This window comes from Chlorobiota bacterium (genome assembly GCA_016710285.1).
In the GTDB taxonomy this organism is placed as follows: domain Bacteria; phylum Bacteroidota; class Ignavibacteria; order OLB7; family OLB7; genus OLB7.
The window spans coordinates 2,573,560-2,599,041 of record JADJXR010000001.1 but is presented as its reverse complement, the minus strand read 5'-3'; the positions used below and the strand labels follow the sequence as shown (position 1 = coordinate 2,599,041).

The following is a 25,482-nucleotide window of genomic DNA, read 5'->3' as shown; positions in this document are numbered from 1 at the left end:
ATGTTCTGCGCATTTGTTGAAGTCAGGAGAGAGAGAGATAGAGATGGAAGGAAATCCGTTATCGAAGAATCACCCATGTTCCGCTGCCATGGCGTTCCCCTTGCTGCAGGCGGTAGAAGTAGGTTCCTGCGGGAAGGTCATCGCCGTGGAAGGTGATGGTGTGAACCCCAGGCTGGGCATTCGGTTCGGTGAGGGTCGCCACTTGGCGGCCATCGGAAGCAACGATTGCAACGGTGAGGTCCCCCGGGGTTGATAGCGGAACCGTGAAGCTGATCTGGCCGGTGGAGGGATTGGGATAGCACCCAACGGCAAGCGTGGCAAGGCCTGCGCCGGTGGTGGTGGCCGGTTGCACGGGCGCGCTAAACCCCGTGGTGAAACGGGTCCAGCGGCCAATGTAGTAGGCACTGGTTCCGCCGGTGCGAACAAAGTTTCCGCCAACGTACAAGTCATCCCCAACCGGAAGCAACGCGTTGACCGATGAGGTGAGGTTATCGCCCAGCACCCCCCGGGCAACATCGTACCAACGCTCACCGCTCCATCGCGCAAGGTTATCCATCACCCGCCCATCAACATCATAGAAGGAGCCGCCAAAGAAGATCGAGCCATTCTGGACCGCCACCGCGTTCACCGGGCCGGAAATCCCTTCCCCAAGCTGATCCCACTGCTGCGTGGTTGTTCGCCACACCGCTACGTTCATGCGGGGGCTGCCGCCAGCGGTGTTGAACTGGCCACCAATGTAAAGTTCATCTCCGTTCAGGGCCATTCCGTTCACAGCGCCGTTGGTGCCGCTTCCCAGCGTGCTCCATTGCCCCGTTGCCCCGTTCCACATGGCGACGTTCGCCGCGTTCATCCCCCCGGCTTTGCTGAACGATCCCGCCACATAGACCTCATCCCCCCGAACAGCAATCGCCCGCACCGCTCCGTTGACGTTCCCCCCCAGCGGGGTCCACGCCGCGCCATCCCAAACGAATATCCCGTTGGGGCCCCCCAGATAGAGTTTTTGCTGGCTGGCAGCAATCGCGAACCCGCCCCCTGCGGCAAGGGGTGAGTTTCCGACCGCGGACCAGGTGTTGGTGGCGCGGGACCAGCGGGCAAGGTGGTTCACGGGCTGGCCATCAATCGTGGGGAAGGTTCCGGTGGCATATAGGTCGTTCCCCAAAACGGCCATGCTCCGGACCGTGCCGCTAATCCCTTCATTCAGTTTGAACCACTTTCCGGTGGAGATATTCCAGCGGGCAATTCCTTTTGTTTTGATGCCGCCAGCGGTCGCAAAATTTCCGCCAACGATCAGCTCGCCAGCGGCGGGGTCGTAAGCCAGCGCGAACAGCGGGCTTCCCATTCCGTTGCCAAGAATGGACCACGTGGTGTCGCCATCGAACAGGCAGATATTGCTGGGATAGACGTTCTCCGGAGTGCGTGCCAAACCGACGTTGATCCCGCCATATTTTTCCTGGAGCGGGCCGGCGTAGTTGAACTCGCCACCAATCACTAATCTTCCGCTCGGATCAAGTTTCATCGCGACCACCGAAGCAACCTCAAGGTTCCGAAGGACGGAGCCGGTTGAGGTAAGAACCAATCCGCTGCTGTTGGCGGCAACGGTTGGGCGGCGCATCACATCCCACTGTTGCCCATCCCAGCGGGCAATGTTGTAGCTGCGGTTGCAGGTTCCGTTGCGGCCACCAATGCCACGTTCATCGGGGCAGCCGTTGTTTAGCGTGTCGGTTTTGTCGAACATCCCGCCAACGTACAGGTACTTTCCCGCAGCAAGGATTGCATAAATCCGCACGGATCCAAAGAAGGAGGAAACGGCGTTGCCAACCGGCCTCCAGCGGTCGGCCCCGGCATCGTAGCGGGCAAGCTGTTTCAGGGAGTCGGTATCGTTCATGCTGGTGAAGAAGGCTCCGCCAACATACAGCGCGCCGTCGCGGGGGTCCTTGTAGATGGTGGAGACAAAATCGGGAAGGCCGCCGCCAAGCTCGGTCCATTCGTAGGTGGCAGGGTTCACGCGGGCGATGCGGCGGATCGGTTTTTCGTCGGCAAGGGTGAACCGCCCGCCAACGTACAGGCTGGTTCCGTCGGTCTCCATCGCGAAGACGTAGCCGTTAGCCCCGGTTCCAACCCTTCCCCAGCGTGTTCCATCCCAGCGGGCAATGTTCACCGCAACGATGGACCCCGCCGTCAGAAATCGCCCGCCAACAAACAGCTGGTTGCCAACAAAGCAAAGCGCGCTGACGTAGCTGAACTGATGCCCGCCAATCCCCTCCCCCAGCGTTCCCCACTCCCCTGTCTTCCGGTTGAAGACCGCGATGTTCCGCGCCAAGCGGCGGCCGGCGCGGCTGAACGCCCCTGCCACATAGACCAAATCGCCACGGAGGGCAATGGCATAGACCGATCCATCCACCCCGCCGCCAACTTCCTGCCAGGAGCTTCCGTTCCACATCGCCACGTGGTTCACGTACTTGCCGCCGGCATAAACGAACTTGCCGGCAACAAAGACGTTCGGGCCATCGGTGGCCATTGCCGTAACCGGGCCATCCAGCCCCGGAAGCCCGAAGCGGTCATCCCACACTCCATACGTTGTGGTATCCACTGGCGCAGCGGAAGGGTTGGGAAGGGAGTCGGTGCTTAGGGGAAGAAAGTGAGGTTGCTCGGCAGCGTTTTCCGGCAACACGCCAAGCGCGGCTTCGGTTGGGGAATCGGCCAATGCCCCTTGCGCCACCGCAGAAGCATAGCCCCCAACCACCAAGCAGACGATAAGAACAATGCACCGCACATTCATAAGCAATCCAGGAAAAGGGTTTGCAAGAGTTGAGAGTTAGGAGAGGAAAGGGGTCCAGAAACGGACAGACGGACGGACGCAATAGCATCGGGAACAATGGGGAGAAGACCCCGCGCCTGCGGCAGATGTCGCAGCGCGGAAGCAACGGGGCGCACGGCAGCCACGATCCGCTACGGCAGAATCAGAACCCGAACATTCCGCTGCTCCGCGCCGATGCGATACCGCAGGAAGTACGGCCCGGGCAGGAAGCCCGAGAGCGATACGTGGCTGGTGGCATGGCTTCCCCCCACCCGCTGGCCTTGCACGTTGTACAGCCCCCACTGGGATGGAGTGATGCCAGCAAGTTCCGGCAACTCCTCCCCCTGGCGCATCACCGCCGTTGCGATTGCTGGCGGGGTTGGTGGGATCCACGTCTCCACCGCGCTTGCCCTGCCAGCCCGGTAGAGCGTGACGCTGCTTGGGAACGCCGCGCCCCCCCACAGTGTGTCGAAGCTGTTGGCTTGCGGCGGGAAGGAGATTTGCCCGAACTCATCCCCCGGCAAGTTAGCCGGAAGCGAAGGGAAGCCGAACTTCACCCGAACCTCCAACTGGTTTCCGGCGCGGATGGTGAACAGCTGTGGGCTAAGATCGAACCGATACCGCCCAGCCTTGCTGGTCCGCGACTCCCACGCTCCTCGGGTAATCGGTTTTCGGGTCTGCGTTCCCGGGTTGAACTCCCACAACTGCACAACCATTTGATAGGGGGTCCCGCTTGCACTGGTGTGCAGATCGGCACTGGCTCCGGTGCATTGCCAATCTTCTAAAAACGGCTGGCTTCGGAAGGTCAACACCTCGTTGCTTAACCCTTGCAGGTAGAACGTTGGGAAGGCAAGCGTGCCACCGCTTGGCGCGGTGCTCATTGTGCCAGCGGCATCGAAATAGAGTTGATAGCCCTGCCCGTTGGCGGGATGGAATTTTGCGGAATCGCGTTCGGCAAACCAATGGAGCGTTCCGGTGGCGGCATCGGTCACGGCAACAGCGGAATCGGGGGACATGATGGTTTCGGCAAGGTCATCACGAAGGAATCGGCGGTAAAAACGGAGCGTCTGCCGGAACCGAAGCTCGGCAAGATCATTGCCAGGAAGGTTATGCTGCCCGTTCCACACCATAAGTTTTTTTGGAGAACGGAGGGCGTGGAAGACGGGAAAAAACTCGCTTCCGCTGAAAAGGTCATCCTGCCACGCAAGCTGCATAAACACCGGGACGGTAACGTTGCCAACGCGAGCGTCCAAATCTTGCGCAGCAATCAGCGCGGTTGTTTGGGCGTAGTTGCCGTTGGCGATGGCGTTATAGAGGGTGTCGCGCAGGACTGGCGCAAGCTCAATCAGGTTAAGGGATTTGGCGGTCCACAACGCCCGCGCAAAGAAGTAGTTCACCGTGCCATTTTTGACAAACGACTGCGAGTAGGTTGGCGAAGCCATGATCGGCACGGCACAGCGGATGTTCATATTGGAGATTGCGGCCCCCCAAGCGGTCAGTCCCCCCTGGGAAACACCTTCAATCCCCACACGATCGGGGTTCACATCGCCGCGTGCGCGCAGCCACTCGATGATTGCTTGACAATCCTGAAGCTCGCGCGGGCCGGTGAACCAGCTAAACGAACCTCCGCTCATGGTGGCCGGGTCCGGCCGCCCCTGTCCGCGAACCGTGTAGGCCACCGAGAAGTAACCGCTATCGGCATAGATAGGAGCCGCGCTGTTGGCGTAATCCCGTTTGGAGCCACCGAACCCATGGATCAGCACCAACCCCGGGAACCCACCCTGCGGCGGCGGCCCGGCGGGGCGGATATAGGTAGCAGTAATCTGGACCCCATCGCTCATGGTAAACACCGTATCAACCCGAGTTTGGGAGAAGGTGGAGAGGGGGAGGAGGAAGAGTAGGGAAAGGATGTAGTTCGTTTTTTTCATCAGGTCTGCTAGTTTTTGACCTATATCATGGAAGTCGTACAATTTCGTTTTCAGCATATAGGTCTTTCAAGCTACGCGATTTAACTCGGAACTGGCTTCGGCGTTTAATTTTAGGCGAATTTGAAGCAGATTCCATTTTGATACCAGGATCATACCAGATTTCACCACGGCTCATTAGATTTAGGAATCGTAAGAAATCTGTTCCTATTCCTAAAATTAGAGTGTGGCCATACTGATATTGTCTGTAGGGTTTATCAATAGATTTACAAGGCACATAGCAGGCTTGATGATGTTTGCGGTTCCAATGTTGAAGAAGATTTGAGAAGTGCCAGCAGGCAGCTTCGTTTCCTTGACTATCAATTAAGGCAATCCTTCCATCCGTGCTAACAATTTTGCCCGTTGAAACATCAAAACCAACAAGGCACATCGTAAGGTTTGTCAGGGATTGGTACTGGTTGATTTTATGAATACCTCCAAAATTCATCCTATCTACCCTTCCCAGCTTATCGGGGTATCCATACTGCCGAATAAAATACTCTACTCCTTTTTCTGTGTAAATTCCTCCTGTCGGCTCTGGTGTCATCAGCGTAATAATCTGAGTTTCTATTTTTTCATAATCCTTTACTCCAAACTGCTTAACTTCCCAGCCATGGAAATCTGGTTCAGAAAAGCCGTTAGGAGTTATGCCTAATTCCGCTTCCAGAGTATATCCACCACAATTAGGTGCATTGCATGGCAGTTGATTTCCAAAACGGTCTAGGCGTTTTGATAGTATCCAGCCTTTATTGTGAATACGGGTCATCGCATCAACTAATATTGAACGACTATCTTCGGTAGTATCTATATTGATGATAGATAATAGACCATGTTTTAGCAAGCCATCTAATTGGCGATAATAGTTATTGAGAGTTGATTCTTTGTGAACAACATGACCAAGTACTTTTCCTTGATTAGTAACCGCAAAGAACAGCACTCTTCCTAATTCACGAGAAGTCATCAACGCAGATGGTGCTTCTATGCATTTAGATAAAAAACCAGAAAAACGAACTTCAGGGTATTTAGGATAAAGAATCAGTTGAGCATTTGGAGCAGGAAATATATTGCCATCATTGTTGATCCATGCAAAATCAATTCTTGCTTTAAACGTATCCCTTGAGCGATTACCTGAATTATCAGCGTTGATCTCAGTGATAGGGAATATGTTTAGAACCTCGAAACTCCCTCCTAAGTAAACTTGATTTTTTGAATTGTCATTCGGAGATAGCTCTTTTATAGTGCGGGACATAACATTCCATAAAAGTTGGATGGATTATTTCGTGAAAGAAATTACATCCTCAATGATACCTTGAAAATCGGTTCGTAAAATTTCTCTATCCATGATTTTGCATAACTCCGAAACTTTACACACTCCTCAAATGCCGACTTGATTCGCAATACCATCTCCTCCGACTCCGTATAATCCCACTCTCCGCTATCCGACGACGTACCCCTTTCCAAACATATTCGATAGGATTTAAATCCGGTGAGTACACCGGCAAATTCACTAACTCTATCCCTATCATCTTCGCATGCTCCCGTACCTCTTCCGTCTTGTGCGACGATACATTATCCCACACCACAATCACTCGCTTGTATCCCACATTCGCTTCCCGAATCTCTGTCAATTGCTCCACCATATCCTTGCTCCGCGATGACACTAAGCCCCGCACCGCTCTTCCCACGAATCGCGTAAAACCCAAACGTGTTGCACCGCCACTTCTGATGATAATCCCGCACTCGGCAATCCCCATAACTCCAATACCGTACACGATTACACCGCGTCTGAGGCGACGATTCATCGGCATATCCGATCGCCACATCCGATGCCGCAATCCCTTTATTGGCAAGACCATTCACCACCTTCCGCAGCACTCGCTTCAATTGCAATTCTGCATCCTCCGGACGGCGTTCGTCCAACACATACGGCTTCCGATACCCAAGTCCACAACGCCGAGCAATCCGACGGACTTGACGCAGACTGTACCTCACGCCCCATCGCTCCTGCAAATACTCCTGAAGCTCTCTGGTTGTCCACAATCGCTGCTCCGAACGCAGTTTCCGGCACAACTCCTCGAACTGTTCTGCCGTCAATCGTCCCCGTGCTCCGCCCCCTTCCCCTTGACGCGACCGAAGTGATGCCGTTTTTTTATTCCATTCCGCGATCCACTCACAGCGTCGGGTGCTGGAACACCGGTGATGCTCGAAACACGGCTCACATCCTGCAATTCATGCACAAGCCGAAGGACTAACACCTTGAATGATTCCAGTGCACCCTATATTCCTTAAGAAATTCCGACAACAGTTCCGGTTCCTCAATCTGTTTATTCAGTGCCATGGTTATTCCCCGATAGTAGTTGTTGAATGTACGTGGTATACCTCTCCACATATCCCCCCCAATATCTCTTATCTTCTCTTATAATAAACCCTATTTCTTTTCTCAAAAGTTATGTCCTATACTATACGTATATCTTCTTGCATCCATGCAAGAGAAAAACCTGTTTGATCTGATCAAATGTCATTGCTTTTCAACGCTTTAATTATTTTATTTCCCACGGATTTCATTAAAGGAACAACAACTGAATTTCCGAATTGGCGATATGCTTGATTGTCAGAAACGGGTATAATGAATTTGTCCGGATAACCTTGTAAGCGAGCGCATTCTCTAGGAGTAAGTCGCCGCGGATTTTTTCCAATTTGGGGAATCAAAATTTCAGATCCATCCTTGTAGTATCTAGCACTTAATGTTCTAGTTACTCCATTTAAATCAACTAACCCGAAACCAAAACCGTTCCCTTTTTCTTTATGCTTTTGAGCATAATTCTGCAAGTATTGCCATAATTTATTTGTGAGAGTGTACTTATCATCAACACAATCTTCCAGTATATCCTGAATTTTTAAATTCACATTTGGTAGTGTGGGAAATTTAAAAGTAGAAATTGCTTTCTTATTGCTTTTCTGGAAACCTACAATAACAATGCGCTCGCGATGCTGAGGAACATAATGCTGACCATCGAGTATTTTATATTCTATATTATAGCCTACTTCATCCAAGGCGTTGGATATTACCTTAAACGTGTTTCCTTTATCATGAGAAATAAGATTTTTGACATTCTCAAGCAAGAACGCTGCTGGCTGTTTTTCTGCAATTATCCTTGCAATATCAAAAAACAGAGTTCCTTGTGTTTCATCTTTGAAGCCGTGATGTTTTCCCAAAGCGTTTTTTTTCGAAACGCCAGCAATTGAGAATGGTTGACAAGGAAATCCAGCAACCAAGATATCATGGTCTGGTATCATATTCGTAGAGATTTCTCTAATATCGCCGAATGGTACCTCACCATAATTCATTTCATATGTTTTACGTGCAAAGAAATCCCATTCACTTGAGAAAACGCATTTCCCCCCAAGTTCTTGAAAAGCAAGGCGAAAGCCACCAATACCTGCGAATAGATCAATAAATCGAAATTTGTGATTTTTAGGTGGTGCAAATGGAATGTCCCATTCAATTGGCAAACGTGGTTGAAACAAATGATCTGCTATCAAATTGTTTTCTTCAAGTATGGAAAGCACATACTCTATCGAAGGTTCCTTAAAAAGATAAGAATCACCATTACCCCCGGAATGGAAATAATGCGTGAGATACGCATGGTCAGACAAGGCTGCCTTATCTGAAGCAATGCCTAATTGGCTGCGGAGTGTTGTGTATTTAAGCATCTGTCCAACTGTAAGTACTTAGCATGATGTTTATTGGCTTACAAGTTTATCTGTGAGATAATGCCGATGATAGGCCGCACGAATATACAAAACCCTTATTCTACTGTATCCCCCCCACTCAAGCTCTCATTCGAACATCCAGAAAGCCTCCTGTTCTGCTTTCGTTTCTTATCCCCCTTTTTCTCCCATCCCCCTTCCATCTCCTCCCCCACCACCCTATTTTTGCGCCCTATGAATCAACCGGAGATTAGCCGCCCGCTGCAGATGCTGCTGGAACGGTACGAGGAATTCTTGCTGCTGGAGAAAGGCGCGGCGGAGAACACCCAAGCCGCCTACAAACTTGACTTGCGGCGATACCTTCAACAGCTGACCGCCCTGGGGACCCGAAAACTTGCCGAGGCACGCAGCGAGCATCTGCGCCAGCACATTGCGCAGCTGGCCGAGGCAGGGCTTGCGCCCACATCGGTGGCGCGGGCAATTTCGGCGATTCGGGGGCTGCATAAATTTGCGATGGTGGAAGGGGAGATTACCAACGATGCCTCGGAGATGATCGCACCGCCGAAGCAGCGGCGCGGGCTGCCCGATGTGCTTTCGGTGGCGCAAGTTGAGGCAATCCTGAACGCCCCCGATGTCAGCGAATCGGGCATCCCCTACGGCATTCGCGACCGTGCAATTTTGGAGACGCTGTACGCCACCGGGATGCGGGTCAGCGAGCTTCGCACTTTGACGATTTCGCAGCTGATGTTCGAGCATTCGCTGGTGCGGGTGATTGGCAAAGGGAACAAGGAGCGGCTGGCACCGATAGGCCGCCCCGCACAGCAGTGGATTAACCGCTACCGCGCCGTTGCCCGCACCCCCCTGATGAAACCCGGGCGCAGCACCAACGATGTCCTGTTCCTGAACTCACGCGGGGGGCCGCTTAGCCGGAATGCGATTTGGGTGATGGCAAAAAAATATGCCGCGATGGCACACGTGGAAACGGAGGTCCACCCCCACACGTTCCGGCACTCCTTTGCCACCCATTTGTTGGAAGGAGGGGCCGATTTGCGCGCCGTGCAGGAGATGCTTGGGCACCAGCATATCACCACCACCCAGATTTACACCCATGTTGATCGTGAGTATCTGCGCGAGGTCCACCGGACGTTCCACCCGCGTGGCTGAACGATTCCGAACCCACCCACCGTTAAGGCTCTACCGCTCTCCTGCCCAATCCCCCCCCCCTCTCTGCTCCTCTTTACGTGGCTTCCATCTGTAGCAAGGTCGCTGCAGTTGGCGTGGAGGTCTGTAAAAAATCTCCACCTGGTTGCGGATCAGCATTTGCACACCGTATTTTTGGCGCAAGATTTGGGTCACCAATTACAATTCCAACTGCACCATGGCACGCCACTACGTATCAAACAAGGACGAGAGCGTCCGAATGTTCAAGAGTGATTTCATGGAGTGGTTCTCCCACATCCATCCGGCCACCCCCATTGTTCTCTTTGTTCCAGTTATCGTTTGGATGCTGTATGTGGCATCGGCGGACCGCGGGCTTTCTTGGGGGACGATTCTGGGGCTGTTCTTGGTCGGGATCATTTATTGGACGTTGGTGGAGTATCTGCTTCACCGCTTTGTTTTCCACTACGAACCCAAAAGCGAATGGGGGAAGCGGCTTCACTTCACCATGCACGGCGTTCACCACGATTACCCGAACGACTCCACCCGGTTGGTGATGGCCCCGGCCATTAGCATTCCGTTGGCCTTCTTTTTTTACTTCGCTACCCAAGCCGTAGCGGGAAGCACCCACACCCCAGCGATTATGGCTGGATTGGTCTTCGGTTACGTCTGCTACGACACGCTCCACTACGCCACCCATCACCTCTCCATGAAACGGGGTGTGCTTGCCTATCTAAAAAAGCAGCATCTGCGCCACCACTACGGCGACGACAGCACCGGCTACGGCGTGACCTCGCCGCTGTGGGATATTGTGTTTGGAACAAGAGATCGGCGGTAAGGAAGCGAAGGCTGCGCCCCCGGGAAGCACCTTGCTGCTGGGGGCGGCTTCCACTAACCACTTCTCACCACATCCCGAATTGCTCCATCGTAAGTTTGCGCCTGATTCGTAAGCACTTCATCGTTCACAGTCCGTTTTTGGACGTTTTTCCACAAGGAGCGTAAGAACAGGCATGGCAATCCGCATTGCTATTAACGGTTTTGGCCGCATCGGGCGGCTGGTGTTTCGGCACGCAATGGCAAACAAAGGGGCGTTTGACGTGGTGGGCATTAACGATTTGACCGACGCAGCAACCCTTGCCCATTTGTTGAAATATGACTCGGTCCATGGCCGCTACAACGGTTCCATCCAAGTTGATGGGAACGACCTGATTGTTGACGGCGACCGCATCACCATCAGTGCCGAAAAACAGATCGAGAATCTGAAATGGGGCCAGATTGATGTGGCCATTGAATCCACCGGAAAATTCACCGACCGCGCCGCGCTGCAACAGCACCTTGCCAACGGAGCCAACCGCGTGGTGCTGACCGCCCCGGCAAAAGACACCATGGACGCAACCGTGGTGCTTGGCGTGAACGAGCATCTGCTTACCCCCGATGCCAAAATCCTTTCGAACGCAAGCTGCACCACCAACTGCCTTGCCCCAATGGTGAAAGTCCTGATGGATAACTTCGGTATCCAAAGCGGATTTATGACCACGGTCCACTCCTACACGAACGACCAAAACATCCTGGACCTTCCCCACAAGGACCTGCGCCGCGCCCGCGCCGCTGCGGTTAATATCATCCCCACCAGCACCGGCGCGGCAAAAGCGTTGGGATTGGTGATCCCAGAAGTGAAAGGGAAATTGGACGGCTTTGCCTTCCGCGTCCCAACGCCGGATGGCTCCGTAACGGACTTCACCGCAATCGTTGAGAAGCCAGCAACGAAGCAGGAGATCAACGACGCGTTCAAGGCCGCCGCAGCCGCCGGTCCGCTGGCCGGAATCTTGGAGTACAGTGCGGACCCGCTGGTAAGCAGCGACATTGTTGGCAACACTCACTCCTGCATCTTCGACTCACTCTCCACCATGGTGATCGGCAACATGGTGAAGATCGTCGGCTGGTACGATAACGAGTACGGATACTCCAAACGGATTGTGGACCTGGTCCAGAAAGTGGCCGCCCTGTAACAACAGCCGGTAAAAAAACCTGCAAGAAAAAAGATGCGCCCTGCCGCTGCCGGAACCAACACGGCCAGCAGGCAACCATGAAGCATCCTTCCCCCCTTTCCGCTCATACTGGTTCCCCCAAAAGGGGCGGTATGGGCGGAAGGGGGATTTCAAAACCTGCAAACCAGTTCTTGCCCGGCAGGCAGAACGCCGCTCTTCGGAAACTCTTTCCCACGAACGATTCTCTCTCTCTCTCCTAATTCCTCATGGCCAACTCCATTGACTCCCTGAATCTTTCCGGCAAGCGTGTGCTTGTTCGTGTTGATTTCAACGTGCCGCTGGACGACAGCGGCGCAATCACCGACGACAAACGGATTGTGGAATCGCTCCCAACCATCCGCAAAATCATTGCTGACGGCGGGCGGGCAATCCTGATGTCGCACTTGGGCCGCCCAAAAGGGGAACGGAAGATGAAATACTCCCTTCGCCCCGTTGCCCAGCGGCTTTCTGAACTGCTTGGGAAACCGGTGGAGCTTGCCCCCGATTGCATCGGGCCGGAGTCGGCAGCAATGGCCGAGGGGATGGGCAACGGCGACGTGCTGCTGCTGGAGAACCTCCGTTTCCACAACGAGGAGGAGGCCAACGACGAAGCCTTTGCAAAGCAGCTTGCAGCATTCGGCGATGTGTACATCAACGATGCGTTCGGAACCGCACACCGCGCCCATGCAAGCACCGAAGGGGTTGCGCGGTTCGTGCCGGAAAAAGCCGCCGGCTACTTGCTGATGAAAGAACTCCAATTTTTGGGGGATGCCGTGGCAAACCCGGCCCGGCCATTCACGGCAATCCTGGGCGGGTCCAAAATTTCTGGAAAGATTGATGTGATTGATGCCCTGCTTGCCAAGTGCGACACCATCATTGTTGGCGGCGGGATGATGTTCACCTTCTTCAAAGCCCAGGGGAAGGAGGTTGGCGCATCGTTGGTGGAGGAAGATAAAATTGAGGTGGCGCGGCGCGTGCTGAACGATGCCGCCGCGCGCGGGGTGCAACTGCTTCTGCCAACGGATGTTGTGCTGGCCGACCGGTTCGCCGCCGACGCAGCCACCCAGCAAGCCTCGGTTGATGCAATCCCCGCCGGTTGGATGGGCCTAGATATTGGCCCCGCGACCCAGGCAACATTTGCCGCAGCAATCACTGCATCGAAGACCGTCGTCTGGAACGGCCCGATGGGGGTGTTTGAGATGGAGGCGTTCGCCGCCGGAACCCGCGCCGTTGCCGAAGCACTGGTTGCGGCAACCCAGCACGGGGCAACCACCATCATCGGCGGTGGAGATTCCGCGGCGGCCATTGCGCAATTTGGGCTGGAAGAACAAGTGTCGCACGTCTCCACCGGCGGCGGTGCTTCGCTGGAGTTTCTGGAAGGGAAGGAGCTTCCCGGGGTGGCCGCGTTGGCACAGTGACAGGCCAGCGGCCACGCATCAGCAATTACAAGAACTTCCCTTACCAATGCGTCAAACTGGTTCGATCTTCTACTAACACAACCACCGAATGGCATCGTACGGCAATCCTTATGGCTCGCGGCCTTTTTCGATGTTCCCGCCAGTAATCAAATGGCTGTTGGGAATCAACGTGGTGATCTTCATCATCGGGCTTCTGCCGGCGGGCATCCAGGATGGGTTCCAGCTTGCGGTTGATGATTACTTCACCAGCTACGGCGCGCTGTGGCCGTTAAATCATCCTGCGTTTGGGGCATGGCAGTATTTCACCTACATGTTCCTGCATGGCGGGGTGATGCACCTGTTCTTCAATATGCTGATCCTGTGGATGTTCGGCATGGAGCTTGAGCAAGCCTGGGGGTCGCGGCGGTTCCTGCTGTACTATCTGCTGTGCGGGCTTGGCGCGGGCATTCTCCACTCGGTGGTGACGCTGGCAATGGGCACCGGCGCGCCCACGGTTGGCGCGTCGGGGGCAATCATGGGGGTGATGATCGCCTTCGGGATGATGTTCCCCGACCGCATCATCATGGTGTATTTCTTCTTCCCGATGCGCGCCAAATATGCCGTGTTCATGTTTGCCGGATTGGACCTTGTGCTGGGGATCACCAACAGCAGCGACGGCATTGCCCACTTTGCCCACTTGGGGGGCGCGCTGATTGGGTTGCTTCTGCTGAAAACCAGCGGCATCTATCTCCGTGGCGGGCTGTTCCAACTGGCCGACCGCGGCCGCCCAGCCAGCAGTGCCCCATTCCGCACCCCCGCCGAACGCACCGCGCCAACGCCGTCGCGTGGGAATGTGATTGAAGCAAACTTCCGCGAAGCACCACGGCAAAACCCCACCCCCCCGCCAAGCCACAACCACGACCAGCAAGGCATTGATGCTATCCTGGATAAAATCAGCCGCCACGGCTACCAAAACCTCACCCCCGAAGAAAAAGCCGCATTGCTGGAAGCAAGCAAACGGATGCAGCGAGGGTGAGATGAGATTGAGATACGATTGAGTTAATGCTGAGAGATACCAATGGCGACGGCAGGGCATTCCCCCACCAACCGCCGCCGCCGCAGAACGAGCGACTTCTTTTACAACCGAATGAATATGACAATCCCTGAACTTCCAATCGTTGGCCAAAACGGCGGTGCGAACGGCGACGCTGCGGCGCACCAGCAGCCGATTGCCACCGCTCCATTCCGCCGCCGGCAATCGCGGCGGGTGATGCTGGCTGGCGTGCCGGTTGGTGGCAACGCCCCGATCAGCGTGCAAACGATGACGAAAACAAAAACCGGGGACGCGGCGGCCACCATCGCCCAGATTAAGCGATGCGAGGAAGCCGGCGTTGACATCGTCCGCGTCACCGTCAACGACTGGGACGCGGCCAATGCCATTGGCGAGATTGTCCGCGGCGTGAACGTCCCCATTGTTTCCGACATCCACTTCAACCACGTCTTCGCGCTGAAGGCAATCGAGGCCGGGGTGGCGAAGGTCCGCATCAACCCGGGAAACATTGGCGCACGCGAGCGAATCCACCAGGTGCTGAAGGCCGCGCAAGAGCGGGGCATCCCGATCCGAATCGGCGTGAACAGCGGATCGTTGGAGAACGACATCCTGGAAAAACATGGCTACCCCACCGCCGAAGCGTTGTTCGAAAGCGCGATGCGCCACGCGGGAATCTGCGAGGAGTTCGGGTTCCAGGACGTTATCATCTCGGTAAAATCCACCGATGTTCGGCTGATGATCGAGGCCTACCGCCTGATTGCCGAGCGGACCGACTACCCGCTTCACCTGGGCGTTACCGAGGCCGGAACAACCCGCGTCGGGACCATCAAATCTGCCGTGGGAATCGGGACGCTGCTGGCCGAAGGAATCGGCGACACCATCCGCGTCTCCCTAACCGACGAGCCGGAGAAAGAGGTGGAGACCGGGAAGGAAATCCTTCGCTCACTTGGACTTGCTTCGCGCGCGGTGGAGATTATCGCCTGCCCAACCTGTGGCCGGTTGGAGATTGACCTGTTCAAAGTCACCCGCCAGTTGGAGGAGGCATTGAAAGGGGTGAAGAAGCCGGTGAAGATTGCACTGCTTGGCTGCGTGGTGAACGGCCCCGGCGAGGCATCGGAGGCGGACATCGGGATTGCTGCGGGGAAAGGGGTTGGGATACTCTATCGCAAGGGTGAGGTGGTGCGGCGGATCAAAGAAGAGGATATCGTCAGCACCGTGTTGGAGGAAGTGGAGAAGTTCCAGCCAGAAGGGTAATCGCCACAAGGAATAGTTGGACAACACAACAACCGCCAACGGGAACATTCCATTGGCGGTTTTCTTATGTTCGCTGCGTCCTTCATCTATCCTGCGTGATTCTTCGTACTGCCAAGCAATGATTGATGCCAACTACACCAATCTTCTGGATGCTGGGAACCGTGCCCTTGCCGAAGGGAAATGGGAGGTTGCCGCCGATTGCTTTGCGGCAGCAATCGCCAGCAAGGAAACCACCGAAGCGTTGGAAGGGCTTGCCGCCGCCAGCTACTTTTTGAACGACGAAACCGCCACGCTTGCGGCCCGCGAACGGGCCTACCTTTTGCACCGCGAAGCCAACAACCACCAGGGAATGGCGCGATTGGCCGGAATGCTGGCCAACGATTATGGTGAGTTCCGCGGGGACTTCGCCATTGCCAGCGGATGGCTATCGCGCGGACTGCGGGCGATTGAAGAATGTGGCCCCTGCCGCGAAGCCGGATTCCTGACAACGCTGCAAGCCCACGTGGCCTTGCTAATCCAGAAAAACCCGGCCGAGGCGATGCTCCACGCCGACAGCGCGCTGCGCCACGGGCGCGAATTCAATGCGCCAGATATTGAGATGATGGCGCTGGCACTGCGCGGGCTGGCATTGGTTAGCCAGGGGGACCCGATTGAAGGGATGCGATTGCTGGACGAAGCCACCACCGCTGCAATCGCAGGGGAAACCGAGGACATCAGCGCGATTGGGAACACCTGCTGCTACCTGATTGCCGCCTGCGAACGGGTGCGCGATTACGACCGCGCCGCGCAGTGGTGCATCCGAATTTCGGAGTTCAGCAGCCGCTGGCGGATGGCCTCCCTTTTTGGATCGTGCCGAACCCAGTACGCCAGCATCCTGATGACCCAGGGGAGATGGGAGGAAGCCGAGCAAGAACTGCTGAACGCTGCGGCAATCCTGCGCGAACGCCGCCCCGGGCAGGTGGCCGCCTGCACCGTTCGGCTGGGCGAACTGCGGCGGCGGCAAGGAAGATTTGCCGAGGCCGAAGCACTGTTTGCCGAAACCCACTCGCACCCGCTTGCGATGCTGGGGCGCGCAGCCATCATGCTGGAGAACGCGGACCCCAGCAATGCGCTTGGGCTGGTGGAACGCCACCTTCGCCGCATCCCCGCCAACGACCGGACCGAGCGTGTGCTAGGGTTGGAACTGCTGCTTCGCGTGCAGCTTGCCCTTGCGCTGCAGCAGGAAGCCAAGCAGACGCTGGAAGAGATTCGCGAGATTGCCAACCGCGTGAACACCTCGCCATTGCACGCAGCAATCCACGCGGCCGATGGCGCGTTTGCCGCCGCCAACGGGGACCTTCGCAAAGCACAGTTCCACCTTGAAGACGCGATTGATTTATACGACCGCACCCCCATGCCGTTCGAGGCCGGATGCACCAGGCTTGAGCTTGCTTCGCTGCTGCGCCAGCTTGGCGACGCTGCCCGCGCTGCCGAGGAAGCCAGCATCGCCCAGCAATCCTTCCAACGGCTTGGCGCGGCTTGCCAGGCCAAGCGGGCAGCAGCAATCATGGATGGCTCCACCTCCACCAACTCCACTTTCACCAGCACCACCTCACCTTCGGATGATCTTACGCGCCGCGAGACCGAGATATTGATGCTGATCGCCGCCGGAAAAAGCAATGAAGAGATTGCCACCACGCTGTTCCTCAGCATTCGCACGGTGGAGCGGCACGTCTCGAATATTTATCTGAAGATTGGAGCCACCGGGCGCACCGCCCGCGCCATTGCCACCGCATGGGCCTGGGAGCGGAAGAAGGGATAAGCCCGCTGCGATTCCCGTTGAAATTTCCATCGGCGCAGCCTTCCCTTCCCCCCATTTTTTATCTGGCTACTCCCCCCCCCCCCACACACACCGCCACCACCGCCAAAAATTACGTGTTCCCGAATGCTGCAATTACGTGCTGGCACGGATTCCCCCGCGGCGCTGGCGGGGTAGTTTTGCATCCATGATTTCGGCAAAGAAGCCGGCATCATCAACAGCAACAACAACGTTCATCAGCCAAAGGGATCACAATGTTTGCAACAGCATCAATCTGGAAAAAAGCGGCCGTCATCGCTGCCGCCACCATGCTTCACCTGGGGGCATTGGCCAACGCCAACGCGCAGCAGGAGCCGCCAAAAATCTCCGAACAGATCCAACGCTTGATTAGGATTGGGTCCGGCGAATGGGCCGGGAAAGCAACGCTTACCCTGGGGGAGCAAACGCTGGATTTCCAGCTAACGATGAGCAACAAGGCAACATCAGGCGGGTGGGGATTGCTCTCGACCGTGCGCGGGACCATCCCCGGAATGGGGCCGTACAACGAGACCGATCTGTTCGGCTACGATGCCGGGCGCGACCAACTTCACCTGTTCAGCGTCACCTGTTTTGGCGAAACCCACGACCACAGCGGGCGGTGGACCAGCAGCACCCAGATGGAGTTCCGATACGAAGGAGTGATGGATGGCCAGCCGATGGTGGAGGAGATTACTGCGGAGTTCACCACCCCGCGCGAGCTTCGGATCAGCAGCAGCGTCAGCATTGGGGGGAAGCCGGCATCGCTGTTCAAGGTTGTGCTCAAGAAGAAGGGCTAACCAACGCGCGAAGTATCCAACAAGCAAGCGAACCAACCGATGCAGTTACGCCCGATTCACGATGGATGGAACAACCACAACCGGCATCTCCACAAGGGAGGTGTGCGCCCTTGAAATGGGCGAAGCAGAAGCATGGGCCGACCTTCAGCGGTCGGCCCATGGAGGGGGCCCCGGTGCCCCGAAGATCCATGTTGAGCGCGTTGGCGGAAGCGTTCTGCTGATTGCCCCGGGGACGCGCCTTGCACTGTTCAACAGGGTGATTGGGTTGGGAATTGCCGAACCGGTAACGCCCCGGCTGGTGCAGGAAGTGATTGGTTGCTACCGCCAGCACGGTGCCCAGCAATTTCTGATTCACAGCAACCCGCTGGCCGACCAAATGGGATTGCCGCAACTGCTGGCTGACCAGGGATTTGTTCCGCTTGATGCCTGGGCAAAACTGCTACGCCCACCGGCACCCCTTCCCCCTTTGGCCAGCACCACGCTCACAGTTCGGCAAATCCAACTGAACCGGGCAAGGCTGTTTGGGAGGATCGTGTGCGAAGGGTTCGGAATGTCGGAAGGCATGGCCGATGGTATCTGTTTGGCGGTGGGCCGCGCCGGATGGTTCCACTATCTGGCGTTCGATGATGAAGCCCCTATCGGCGCAGCCGCAATGTTTGTGCGCGACGGGATCGCTTGGTTCGGGATTGCTGCCACACTCCCCAGCTGCCGGGGGCGCGGAGGGCAATCGGCACTGGTTGCCCAGCGAATCAACGATGCGGTGGCGTTGGGCTGCCGCCACCTTGTTGCCGAAACAAGTGGGGAGCTTCATCCCCCCAATCCTTCCTTCCGCAACATGACCCGCGCGGGGTTTCGGCTGGCGTATTTGCGGCGTAATTATCTGCTTGCCGTTCCGCGCTAACCATCGGCCATGCGGAATGCCGCCAGCCGCAACCGCTCGGCCTCGGCACGCTGGTTCTGCTTCAGCAACACGCTCGAGAGGAGGTCCGACAACTCTGGGTCACCAGGCATGGTTTGCATTGCCCGCCGCAGCAGTTCTTCGGCATACTGAAGGTCATCCTCCTCCAACAGAAGCTCCACAACATGAAGCAATGCCGAGCGCAGCCGGTGCTCGAAGTCATCGCGGGCGGCCTCGAAGAACCGTTCGTACTGTGTTGGGAAGGGGACCTCGCCCCGCACAATTTCCAGCGCGGCAATCATCAGGGACCAGGCACGGAACAGGGCCATTTCGCTTGCTGCTGCCAGCGCGTTGTCAATGTGCTGCTGGGCCTGCAGCAGATCCACCTGAACGATGTCGGGGTTCAGCCTCGGGGCTCCGGTTTTGGTGAGAACCGCGTTGCGCCCAATCAGCCCGCGCAGCCGTGAGATTGCCATGCGGGTTAGGCGTTGGGCGTAGTCGTCATCATTCTCCACCCCGGTTGCAACCTCGCAGAACTCCGCATAGGTAAGCGGTCGGCGAAGCATTTGGTTGGCCACCATCAACGCCAGCAGCGTGCGGTTGCGCGCGCCGCGAACCGGCTGGGGTCCGCGGTTTGGCTGCTGCACCGAAATCTCCCCAACCATGCTGATTTGGATAATCGCTTGGCCGCGATTGCCATGCTGCAACTGATACCCCTCTTCCAACTCTTGGATGCGCTGGTCCCATGCCGCAGCGGCAGGTTCGGCCATCAGGTGGCGGTAGCGTGTGGCCATTGGCTTCATAAAAGCAAACAGCCCCCGTTCGTGCATCCACCACATCACTCCAACGATGGTTTGCTCCATTGCTTCTTGGATGGCGGCGATGATTGCTTGGTCGCGCAGTCGGGGAAGGATGCGAACCTCGATTAGCTGAAGCGCGGCATGAACAACCAGCAGCTCGCCAGCGTGCAAAAACGCGGGGGTCAGCACCTGCTGAACAAGCCGCAGCATCTCCGGTTCCGTGGCCGGGTGGCGAAGCAACGCCGCCCGCACAAACAGTTCGAACTCACGATAAGCCCGCACCGGAAGCTGTTCGGGAAGTTCGTCCAGGTTGCCGTGGTGGATTCGTATCAGCACCCCCATTTCCAACGGCTCCGGCGCGCCGTGGCTGTAGCGGCGGAACACTTGCTCGGCCCACTCCACTTGCCCCACCATCAGCCCAACAAACGCAAGCCGGTCGCTTAGCTGGTAGCGGACGCTGGTGGGCATCATGCCGAAATGATCGGCAAACATCTCCTCCACTTGCTCCAAAATCAGTTGGGGGTCCATCCCAAATGCCGCTTGGCTGATAAGGCTGCGGAACCGCCAGCTCAGCTCCGATTTCATCTGCCCCAACCGCCGCGCCCAGGGGGATCGTTTCTCGATTTCGGCGTTCATCTGGTGGTACAATCCGGCGGCATCGTACAGGCGGACAAGGCCGCTGACAATCGTCAGCCAGTTTTCATCGGCAATCTGCTCCAGCTCCTTTGCCAACGCCAGCCGCTGCTGAAGTTGTTCATTGGTGTCGTACAGGGTCAGCAGATAGGGGGCGATTCCAATTAACAGCTGCCGGCGCACGGCCTGGGGGGTGTCGGGAAGTTGGCGCAGTTCCTCCAGCCGTGGCTCCAACTCCCGCAGCAGTGTGTAATCGTTCAGGACCAACATCACCACGCCAAGGATGTTCGTCAGGTTCTGGACGTACTCTGGGGTTGTTTCGATTTCGGGGAATGCCGCTTGCAGCCCTTGCAATTCACCCCAGACTTCTTCTGGGAATTGGCTTGTTCGGTAAATCTCCGTCGTCATCAACATGGAGAGTCCGTGGAAGCGTTGCAAGGCAACCGTGGGGGTGTCGGTTGGCTCGGTTAGCCGCAGGTACTGGCCAATCTCGGCATGGACGCTGTCGTAATCGCTGGCGGCATAATAGACCGAAAGCTGAAGCCCTTGCAGCAGTATCCGCCACTTCCGTTGTTCGGCATCCTCCATGCCATGTTCCCGCGATCTGAACAAGCTGTTTGCGGCGCGAAGCACCGGGGTGGCAAACCTCCAAGCCGTTCCTTCGGCCAAGGGAATTACCATGGATGTCAGCTGCTCCAACGCCTGGGTCACGGTGGCGATGGAAGCCGTGCCGGTCCCATGCTCGGCCAATAATTCCAGCGGAAGGATGGAGTACAAGGGAAGGCGTGCCGCCACAACTGCCGCAAGCCTCGCCCCATCAATGTTCTTGGTTGCCGCAGCGGTTGCCACCAAGTGGCGGTGAAGCAAGGTGTGGGTGAAGGTGTAGATGGCCGTCCCATCGCTGGTGCCTGGAAGCGGTGCCGGGGCCGAGGTCGCGGTAAGAATTCCTTTGTGGAGAAGGATCGGCAGAACTTGCGGCGCGCTTGGCATCAGCGCGGTGGCGGTCTCGCGGGCGAATGCTTCGCCAAGCGTTGCCAGCTGCTTGGCGGCGTGAAGTTCCTCCGGCTCCAGATGCGCGCCCATCCCTTCCGATAGCGTCCCCACGTAGCGTTCCATCTGTGCTGCAAACTGCTCAATCCCGATTGCCGGCCCCCAACGTAACCCCGACGAATCCAGCAGCAGCAACCGCGACTGCAACACCCCCCGCAATGCCGAGCGAACCGCCAGCGGATTCCCCATTGTCACCGCCGCCAACGCCTCAATCACCCCGGGCCCCGGCTTGGAAAGGAAGAGCCGTTCCCACAGCACCGATAGCTCCTCGATGTTCATTCCGCGCAGTTGCAGTTCTTGGGTAAGGTAGGGTTCCAGCAGTCCGCGAGCCTCGAACGCAACGGGGCGTGCAAGCAGGATAATCTTGATAAACTCCCCCGACAACCCATCCAGCAGCTGCCGCAGGTCCTCGATAGATTCGCGGGAGAGGAGGTGGATATCCTCGATCACCAGCAACGTGGGGCGCAGCCGCGCAAGCCGGTGCAGTGCCGCCACGGTCTCCCCCTGCGATTCGGCGATTGGTTCCTTCAGCAACCGGCGGGCGGTGGGGTTGGCGCGGATTGCGCGGGCAATCAAGCTGGCAAAGGAGATGGTTGCGCCCGGGATCAGTTTCAGCCGGATCAGCATCCCTTCGTTGTGGGCCACTTGGGGGCCAAGTTCATCTATCAACCGGCTTTTCCCAACGCCAGCTTCGCCAAGAACAAGGGTGGTTTGCATGGCATAGAGGTCGGGGGTGGAACGCCAGAAGGCAAGCAATTGCTCAATCTGATCGCCACGCCCAGTGAAGGGGAGCGTTCCGTGGTTTAGGAAACTGGAGAGTGCATCCATTGGGAAAACAGGAGGGAACAACGTGAGCAAGAACCGTTGAAGGATCCGACAGGTGTGCAAGGCGCGAACGAGGGGATGCCGGAAAAGATTCGCTTCCGGCAAACAACCCGCATGCCCTGCGGAAAGTTGCTAACAGGGGATGCCTTTCCCCTGTTCGTTTATTTCAGGGAGTTGCCTGTTTTGGGGGACCCGTAGTTTATCCGTAGTGACTTCGGTGGGCAGGCTCCGTATGGTTGCATCAGAAGAAATCAACAAAGCAACCTGGCACAACAACCGAAGCAAGCAATGAACGGAATACTTAGCCCAATCGCCACATCACCAAACGCCCTGCACAACTGGGTTTCGGGGCGGATCGCAGACTTTGTTGTTGGCACAACACCAGCGCAGTTGGCTAGCTACATGGTTGGCAGGGTGTGCGGCACTGGCCTACGCTGCTTGATTGTGGGGATTGCAATCCCTTCGGCAGCATACTGGGGATCTGCGCTGACGGCGGCAATGCTTGTTGGGTTGACGGTTGCCACGCGGCGGCGCGGCGGGGTTTTGGCCCAGGAGCGGGCGGCCTTGCGGGAACGCCCCAGCATCATTTCGGCAATGGGCGCACGCATCCCAAGCCACGCGGTCCGGCAGTGGTTTGCCACCGCAACTGGCCGCCGATTCGGCCGCCAGCTGCAGGGGTGGATTGTGAAAATTGGGATGGTGGCAGCAATCGCCCTTCTAAGTGGAGCAGGCATTGAGATGAAGCACGGCATCATGTTGGCCGCCGCGACAATCGGTGCCTATGTCTCAGCAAAATCATAATCAAGCAGAAAAAAGCAGCGGGAGAGCAAGGGGAGGAATCGGCGAGCGATGAACATTGCAACGATTTTTCCCATAACTTTGCCGACGCAATAACCGAACAGCAACAATCGAACAGCAAAATTGCAAGGCCAGCCCTCAGGTCGGTGATGAACAGGGCCACAGGAGAAACTGAACCAGAAAAACTGAACCAGAAAAACCTGCGGAACGGAACAACGATACGGGAACTTTGGGCCAACATCAATACAACACAACTCTCATACCAACAAACAGGAAGGCAAGACCATGAACAAGAAAGGGCTTCTAACAATCCTTGGCTCGGTGCTGATTATCGGCGCAATCGGGTTTGGGCTGTACAAATCGGGGATGTTTGGCGCGGGCACAACGCCAGCAGCGGGCGACAATCTTTCCGGCAACATGAAAGACGCAAAAGCCACCATGCAGGCCCTGTTCACCAGCCTGCAAAACGAATGCAACGCTTCGGGGGGATGGAAAGCGGAAATGCGTGGCGATAAAATCGCGCTGGTTGATGCCGGGTCGGGAAAAGAAGTGGCGTTTGTCAGCCACGTGAGCGACCAAGAAGTGGACATCAATGGCGTGGTGACGAACGTTGAGGCAATGCCCGCCGACGCAAAGCAAAAAGTGGAGAGCCAAATCTCCGAGTTCAACACCAGCTCCCCGGTCGGGACGATGCGGATGGACGGCAGCAACCTGATGATGATGCACCGCCTGAACCCGCAGATGAATTCGGCAGAGCAAATGGCCAAAACCATCGTGAAGTTTGGCGATGTTGCAAAGGAGCAAGCGCAGAAAGTCTCCGTTGCTTCCTAACCCCGCGATTGATTCTCCGCAAAACAAACGGGCGGCCTACCAAGTTGGTGGGTCGCCCGTTCCATTATTGCTGCTCCATCAGTTGCTCCATCAATCATACTCTATCATGCCGCCCGCTTTTTTTACTCCATGTTTTATTCCACCAACCGATACCCTCCGGTTGCTCTTCCGGTGACATACAGGGACCAGCCTGGCACCACCTCGTAGCGTGTTCCGTACCACGACCGCCCGGCAATCACCAACGTGTCGCGGTTGGCGTGGTAGGAATGGACCGAACGGGTTGCAAGATTTTCGGCGCAATCGGAAATGGCCACGCTATCGGCGGAAAACACCAAACGGAGGCATCCGCCAAGAAGCGCGGTGTCGGCAGGTTCGTTGCTCCAGACCCCTTGCAGCCCCGGGTTCCCCCCCGCAAACCGCATCCCGACGTAGTGGAACAGGGAGTCGCCACGGCGGAACAGATACCAATAACTCAGCGTGGTGTCGGCAGGTGCCCCGGCAGGATGCCAGATTTCCAGGGTCCGCTGGTAGCCATCGGCAACGCCCTGGAATTGGAGATCCGCCACCGTGAGCGAGTCGAACATCCAATCGCTTCCTTGCCGGGTGAAGAGTGAGTCGGTCCGCGTTGCAGAGGTTTGGGAGCGGATATCCAACCGGGTGCGGAGCATGCGGTGGGCGCCAAGCGTGAACTGTTGATCGCTGATCCAGCTTCCCACCGGAATTGCTGGGGCGATTGGGGCAACGGTATCATCGCCGCAACCAGGAAGAAGCATGGGAACGGCAATCAACGCAGCAAGCATTGCCCCAACGATGAACCACCGGGGCGTTTGCTTGCGAACAGGACTTTCGGAATCAATTGTGAGAGGCATCTTCCAAGTAGCTTTTTTCGGCTTTTTCTTTTCGGCTTCTTTAGCTGTTTTCTTCGCTTGAGCCTGCGGCTGCGTTTGGGGTTGCTGCGGCAACCATTGCTTCGGCGCGTTGCAGCTGTTCCGGCTTCCCGATATCTATCCAAAGGCTTCCGCTGCTATCGTATGGGAGCAACCGGTGGCCGTCGGCGGCAAGCCGAAGATAGAGGTCCACGATGGAGAATTTCCCCCGCTCGGTAATCAGCTCAAAAATACGGGGAGCGATGACGTGAATGCCACAAAAACTCATGGCCCGTAGCTGGCCGATGGGTTCCCGGGCGTGGCGCACAACTCCGGTTGCATCGTTTCCATGCCCGCAAAGGCCGTCGTCATCGAACAGGAAGTAGCGGGTTGCCGGGCGGTTATTCACCACCAGCGTGGCCAACGCCCCCCCCTGCTGTTCCTGGTGGAAGCGGTACACGCCCCGCAGGTCGCAATCGCTTAAAACGTCGGCAGTATGCAGGAAGAATGGAGCGTCGCGCCGGAAGAATGGGGCAGCATGAAGAAGCCCGCCTCCGGTTTCCAGCACCCCATCCGATTCGTCCGAGATTGACACATGAACCCCAAAACCATGACGTTCCCGCAGGAACGTTTCAATCTGGCCAGCATGGTGGTGGACGTTCACAACCAGCCGTGTGGCCCCGGCAGCAATCAGCCGCCGCGCAACCCGCTCCAGCATCGGCACGCCGCCAACGGGGATCAAGGCTTTGGGGATGGTGTCGGTAATCGGGCGAAGGCGGGTTCCAAGCCCCGCCGCAAGGATCATGGCA

At 56.7% G+C, this 25,482-nt stretch carries 19 protein-coding genes; 11 read left to right on the top strand and 8 right to left on the bottom strand.

Annotated elements, in window-relative coordinates; translation table 11 throughout:
• Positions 1-58: 58 nt before the first annotated feature.
• From IPM61_09490 to dcm, 5 genes are all read right to left on the bottom strand, one after another.
• Positions 59-2,779, bottom strand: a complete 2,721-nt coding sequence (locus IPM61_09490) for a T9SS type A sorting domain-containing protein (protein ID MBK8911546.1) — start codon at positions 2,777-2,779, stop codon at positions 59-61.
• A gap of 170 nt (positions 2,780-2,949) precedes the next feature.
• On the bottom strand, positions 2,950-4,725 hold the full coding sequence (locus IPM61_09485) for an alpha/beta fold hydrolase (protein ID MBK8911545.1): 1,776 nt from the start codon (positions 4,723-4,725) through the stop codon (positions 2,950-2,952).
• 25 nt (positions 4,726-4,750) lie between these two features.
• Positions 4,751-6,010: an MvaI/BcnI restriction endonuclease family protein gene (locus tag IPM61_09480; protein ID MBK8911544.1), complete on the bottom strand. Its 1,260-nt coding sequence runs from the start codon at positions 6,008-6,010 to the stop codon at positions 4,751-4,753.
• Positions 6,011-6,330: 320 nt separating this feature from the next.
• Complete coding sequence (locus IPM61_09475) at positions 6,331-6,990, bottom strand: transposase (protein ID MBK8911543.1); 660 nt, start codon at positions 6,988-6,990, stop codon at positions 6,331-6,333.
• A 282-nt stretch (positions 6,991-7,272) separates the two neighbouring features.
• Complete coding sequence (gene dcm, locus IPM61_09470) at positions 7,273-8,475, bottom strand: DNA (cytosine-5-)-methyltransferase (GenBank protein MBK8911542.1); 1,203 nt, start codon at positions 8,473-8,475, stop codon at positions 7,273-7,275.
• A gap of 264 nt (positions 8,476-8,739) precedes the next feature.
• Between dcm and xerD the strand changes: the two genes are divergently transcribed.
• From xerD to IPM61_09425, 9 genes are all read left to right on the top strand, one after another.
• Entirely contained in the window at positions 8,740-9,636 is an 897-nt protein-coding gene (xerD, locus tag IPM61_09465) for a site-specific tyrosine recombinase XerD (GenBank protein ID MBK8911541.1), read from the top strand.
• A gap of 214 nt (positions 9,637-9,850) precedes the next feature.
• Positions 9,851-10,468 carry a sterol desaturase family protein gene (locus IPM61_09460; GenBank protein ID MBK8911540.1) on the top strand — a complete coding sequence of 206 codons (618 nt, stop codon included), beginning with the start codon at positions 9,851-9,853 and terminating at the stop codon, positions 10,466-10,468.
• Positions 10,469-10,640: 172 nt separating this feature from the next.
• A complete protein-coding gene (gene gap / locus IPM61_09455) occupies positions 10,641-11,639 on the top strand; it encodes a type I glyceraldehyde-3-phosphate dehydrogenase (protein ID MBK8911539.1) in 999 nt (332 codons plus the stop codon).
• Between the two features lie 245 nt (positions 11,640-11,884).
• Positions 11,885-13,075: a phosphoglycerate kinase gene (locus tag IPM61_09450; GenBank protein ID MBK8911538.1), complete on the top strand. Its 1,191-nt coding sequence runs from the start codon at positions 11,885-11,887 to the stop codon at positions 13,073-13,075.
• 88 nt (positions 13,076-13,163) lie between these two features.
• Positions 13,164-14,090 (top strand): rhomboid family intramembrane serine protease, encoded by a 927-nt coding sequence (locus tag IPM61_09445; protein MBK8911537.1) that lies wholly within the window; start codon positions 13,164-13,166, stop codon positions 14,088-14,090.
• Positions 14,091-14,207: 117 nt separating this feature from the next.
• A complete protein-coding gene (ispG, locus tag IPM61_09440) occupies positions 14,208-15,359 on the top strand; it encodes a flavodoxin-dependent (E)-4-hydroxy-3-methylbut-2-enyl-diphosphate synthase (GenBank protein MBK8911536.1) in 1,152 nt (383 codons plus the stop codon).
• Positions 15,360-15,477: 118 nt separating this feature from the next.
• On the top strand, positions 15,478-17,160 hold the full coding sequence (locus tag IPM61_09435) for a LuxR family transcriptional regulator (protein ID MBK8911535.1): 1,683 nt from the start codon (positions 15,478-15,480) through the stop codon (positions 17,158-17,160).
• Between the two features lie 251 nt (positions 17,161-17,411).
• Entirely contained in the window at positions 17,412-17,972 is a 561-nt protein-coding gene (locus IPM61_09430; protein MBK8911534.1) for a hypothetical protein, read from the top strand.
• Positions 17,973-18,033: 61 nt separating this feature from the next.
• Positions 18,034-18,873 carry a GNAT family N-acetyltransferase gene (locus tag IPM61_09425; protein ID MBK8911533.1) on the top strand — a complete coding sequence of 280 codons (840 nt, stop codon included), beginning with the start codon at positions 18,034-18,036 and terminating at the stop codon, positions 18,871-18,873.
• Here IPM61_09425 and IPM61_09420 read toward each other — a convergent pair.
• Positions 18,870-22,181 (bottom strand): AAA family ATPase, encoded by a 3,312-nt coding sequence (locus tag IPM61_09420; GenBank protein ID MBK8911532.1) that lies wholly within the window; start codon positions 22,179-22,181, stop codon positions 18,870-18,872. The two genes, IPM61_09425 and IPM61_09420, sit on opposite strands and share 4 nt — an antisense overlap.
• Before the next feature lie 285 nt (positions 22,182-22,466).
• Between IPM61_09420 and IPM61_09415 the strand changes: the two genes are divergently transcribed.
• Together IPM61_09415 and IPM61_09410 are read left to right on the top strand one after the other, a co-directional pair.
• Positions 22,467-22,979, top strand: coding sequence for a hypothetical protein (locus IPM61_09415; protein MBK8911531.1), 513 nt, complete (start codon positions 22,467-22,469; stop codon positions 22,977-22,979).
• A gap of 282 nt (positions 22,980-23,261) precedes the next feature.
• Positions 23,262-23,807: a hypothetical protein gene (locus IPM61_09410; GenBank protein ID MBK8911530.1), complete on the top strand. Its 546-nt coding sequence runs from the start codon at positions 23,262-23,264 to the stop codon at positions 23,805-23,807.
• A gap of 134 nt (positions 23,808-23,941) precedes the next feature.
• Here IPM61_09410 and IPM61_09405 read toward each other — a convergent pair whose 3' ends face one another.
• Positions 23,942-24,676 carry a hypothetical protein gene (locus tag IPM61_09405; GenBank protein ID MBK8911529.1) on the bottom strand — a complete coding sequence of 245 codons (735 nt, stop codon included), beginning with the start codon at positions 24,674-24,676 and terminating at the stop codon, positions 23,942-23,944.
• 40 nt (positions 24,677-24,716) lie between these two features.
• Entirely contained in the window at positions 24,717-25,478 is a 762-nt protein-coding gene (locus IPM61_09400; GenBank protein MBK8911528.1) for a nucleotidyltransferase family protein, read from the bottom strand.
• Between the last annotated feature and the right edge of the window lie 4 nt (positions 25,479-25,482).

Coding starts and splice junctions, on each gene's coding strand:
- IPM61_09490 (MBK8911546.1), bottom strand. CDS start 2,779: ATGAATGTGCGGTGCATTGTTCTTATCGTCTGCTTGGTGGTTGGGGGC.
- IPM61_09485 (MBK8911545.1), bottom strand. CDS start 4,725: ATGAAAAAAACGAACTACATCCTTTCCCTACTCTTCCTCCTCCCCCTC.
- IPM61_09480 (MBK8911544.1), bottom strand. CDS start 6,010: ATGTCCCGCACTATAAAAGAGCTATCTCCGAATGACAATTCAAAAAAT.
- dcm (MBK8911542.1), bottom strand. CDS start 8,475: ATGCTTAAATACACAACACTCCGCAGCCAATTAGGCATTGCTTCAGAT.
- xerD (MBK8911541.1), top strand. CDS start 8,740: ATGCTGCTGGAACGGTACGAGGAATTCTTGCTGCTGGAGAAAGGCGCG.
- IPM61_09460 (MBK8911540.1), top strand. CDS start 9,851: ATGGCACGCCACTACGTATCAAACAAGGACGAGAGCGTCCGAATGTTC.
- gap (MBK8911539.1), top strand. CDS start 10,641: ATGGCAATCCGCATTGCTATTAACGGTTTTGGCCGCATCGGGCGGCTG.
- IPM61_09450 (MBK8911538.1), top strand. CDS start 11,885: ATGGCCAACTCCATTGACTCCCTGAATCTTTCCGGCAAGCGTGTGCTT.
- IPM61_09445 (MBK8911537.1), top strand. CDS start 13,164: ATGGCATCGTACGGCAATCCTTATGGCTCGCGGCCTTTTTCGATGTTC.
- ispG (MBK8911536.1), top strand. CDS start 14,208: ATGACAATCCCTGAACTTCCAATCGTTGGCCAAAACGGCGGTGCGAAC.
- IPM61_09435 (MBK8911535.1), top strand. CDS start 15,478: ATGATTGATGCCAACTACACCAATCTTCTGGATGCTGGGAACCGTGCC.
- IPM61_09430 (MBK8911534.1), top strand. CDS start 17,412: ATGTTTGCAACAGCATCAATCTGGAAAAAAGCGGCCGTCATCGCTGCC.
- IPM61_09425 (MBK8911533.1), top strand. CDS start 18,034: ATGGATGGAACAACCACAACCGGCATCTCCACAAGGGAGGTGTGCGCC.
- IPM61_09420 (MBK8911532.1), bottom strand. CDS start 22,181: ATGGATGCACTCTCCAGTTTCCTAAACCACGGAACGCTCCCCTTCACT.
- IPM61_09415 (MBK8911531.1), top strand. CDS start 22,467: ATGAACGGAATACTTAGCCCAATCGCCACATCACCAAACGCCCTGCAC.
- IPM61_09410 (MBK8911530.1), top strand. CDS start 23,262: ATGAACAAGAAAGGGCTTCTAACAATCCTTGGCTCGGTGCTGATTATC.
- IPM61_09405 (MBK8911529.1), bottom strand. CDS start 24,676: ATGCCTCTCACAATTGATTCCGAAAGTCCTGTTCGCAAGCAAACGCCC.
- IPM61_09400 (MBK8911528.1), bottom strand. CDS start 25,478: ATGATCCTTGCGGCGGGGCTTGGAACCCGCCTTCGCCCGATTACCGAC.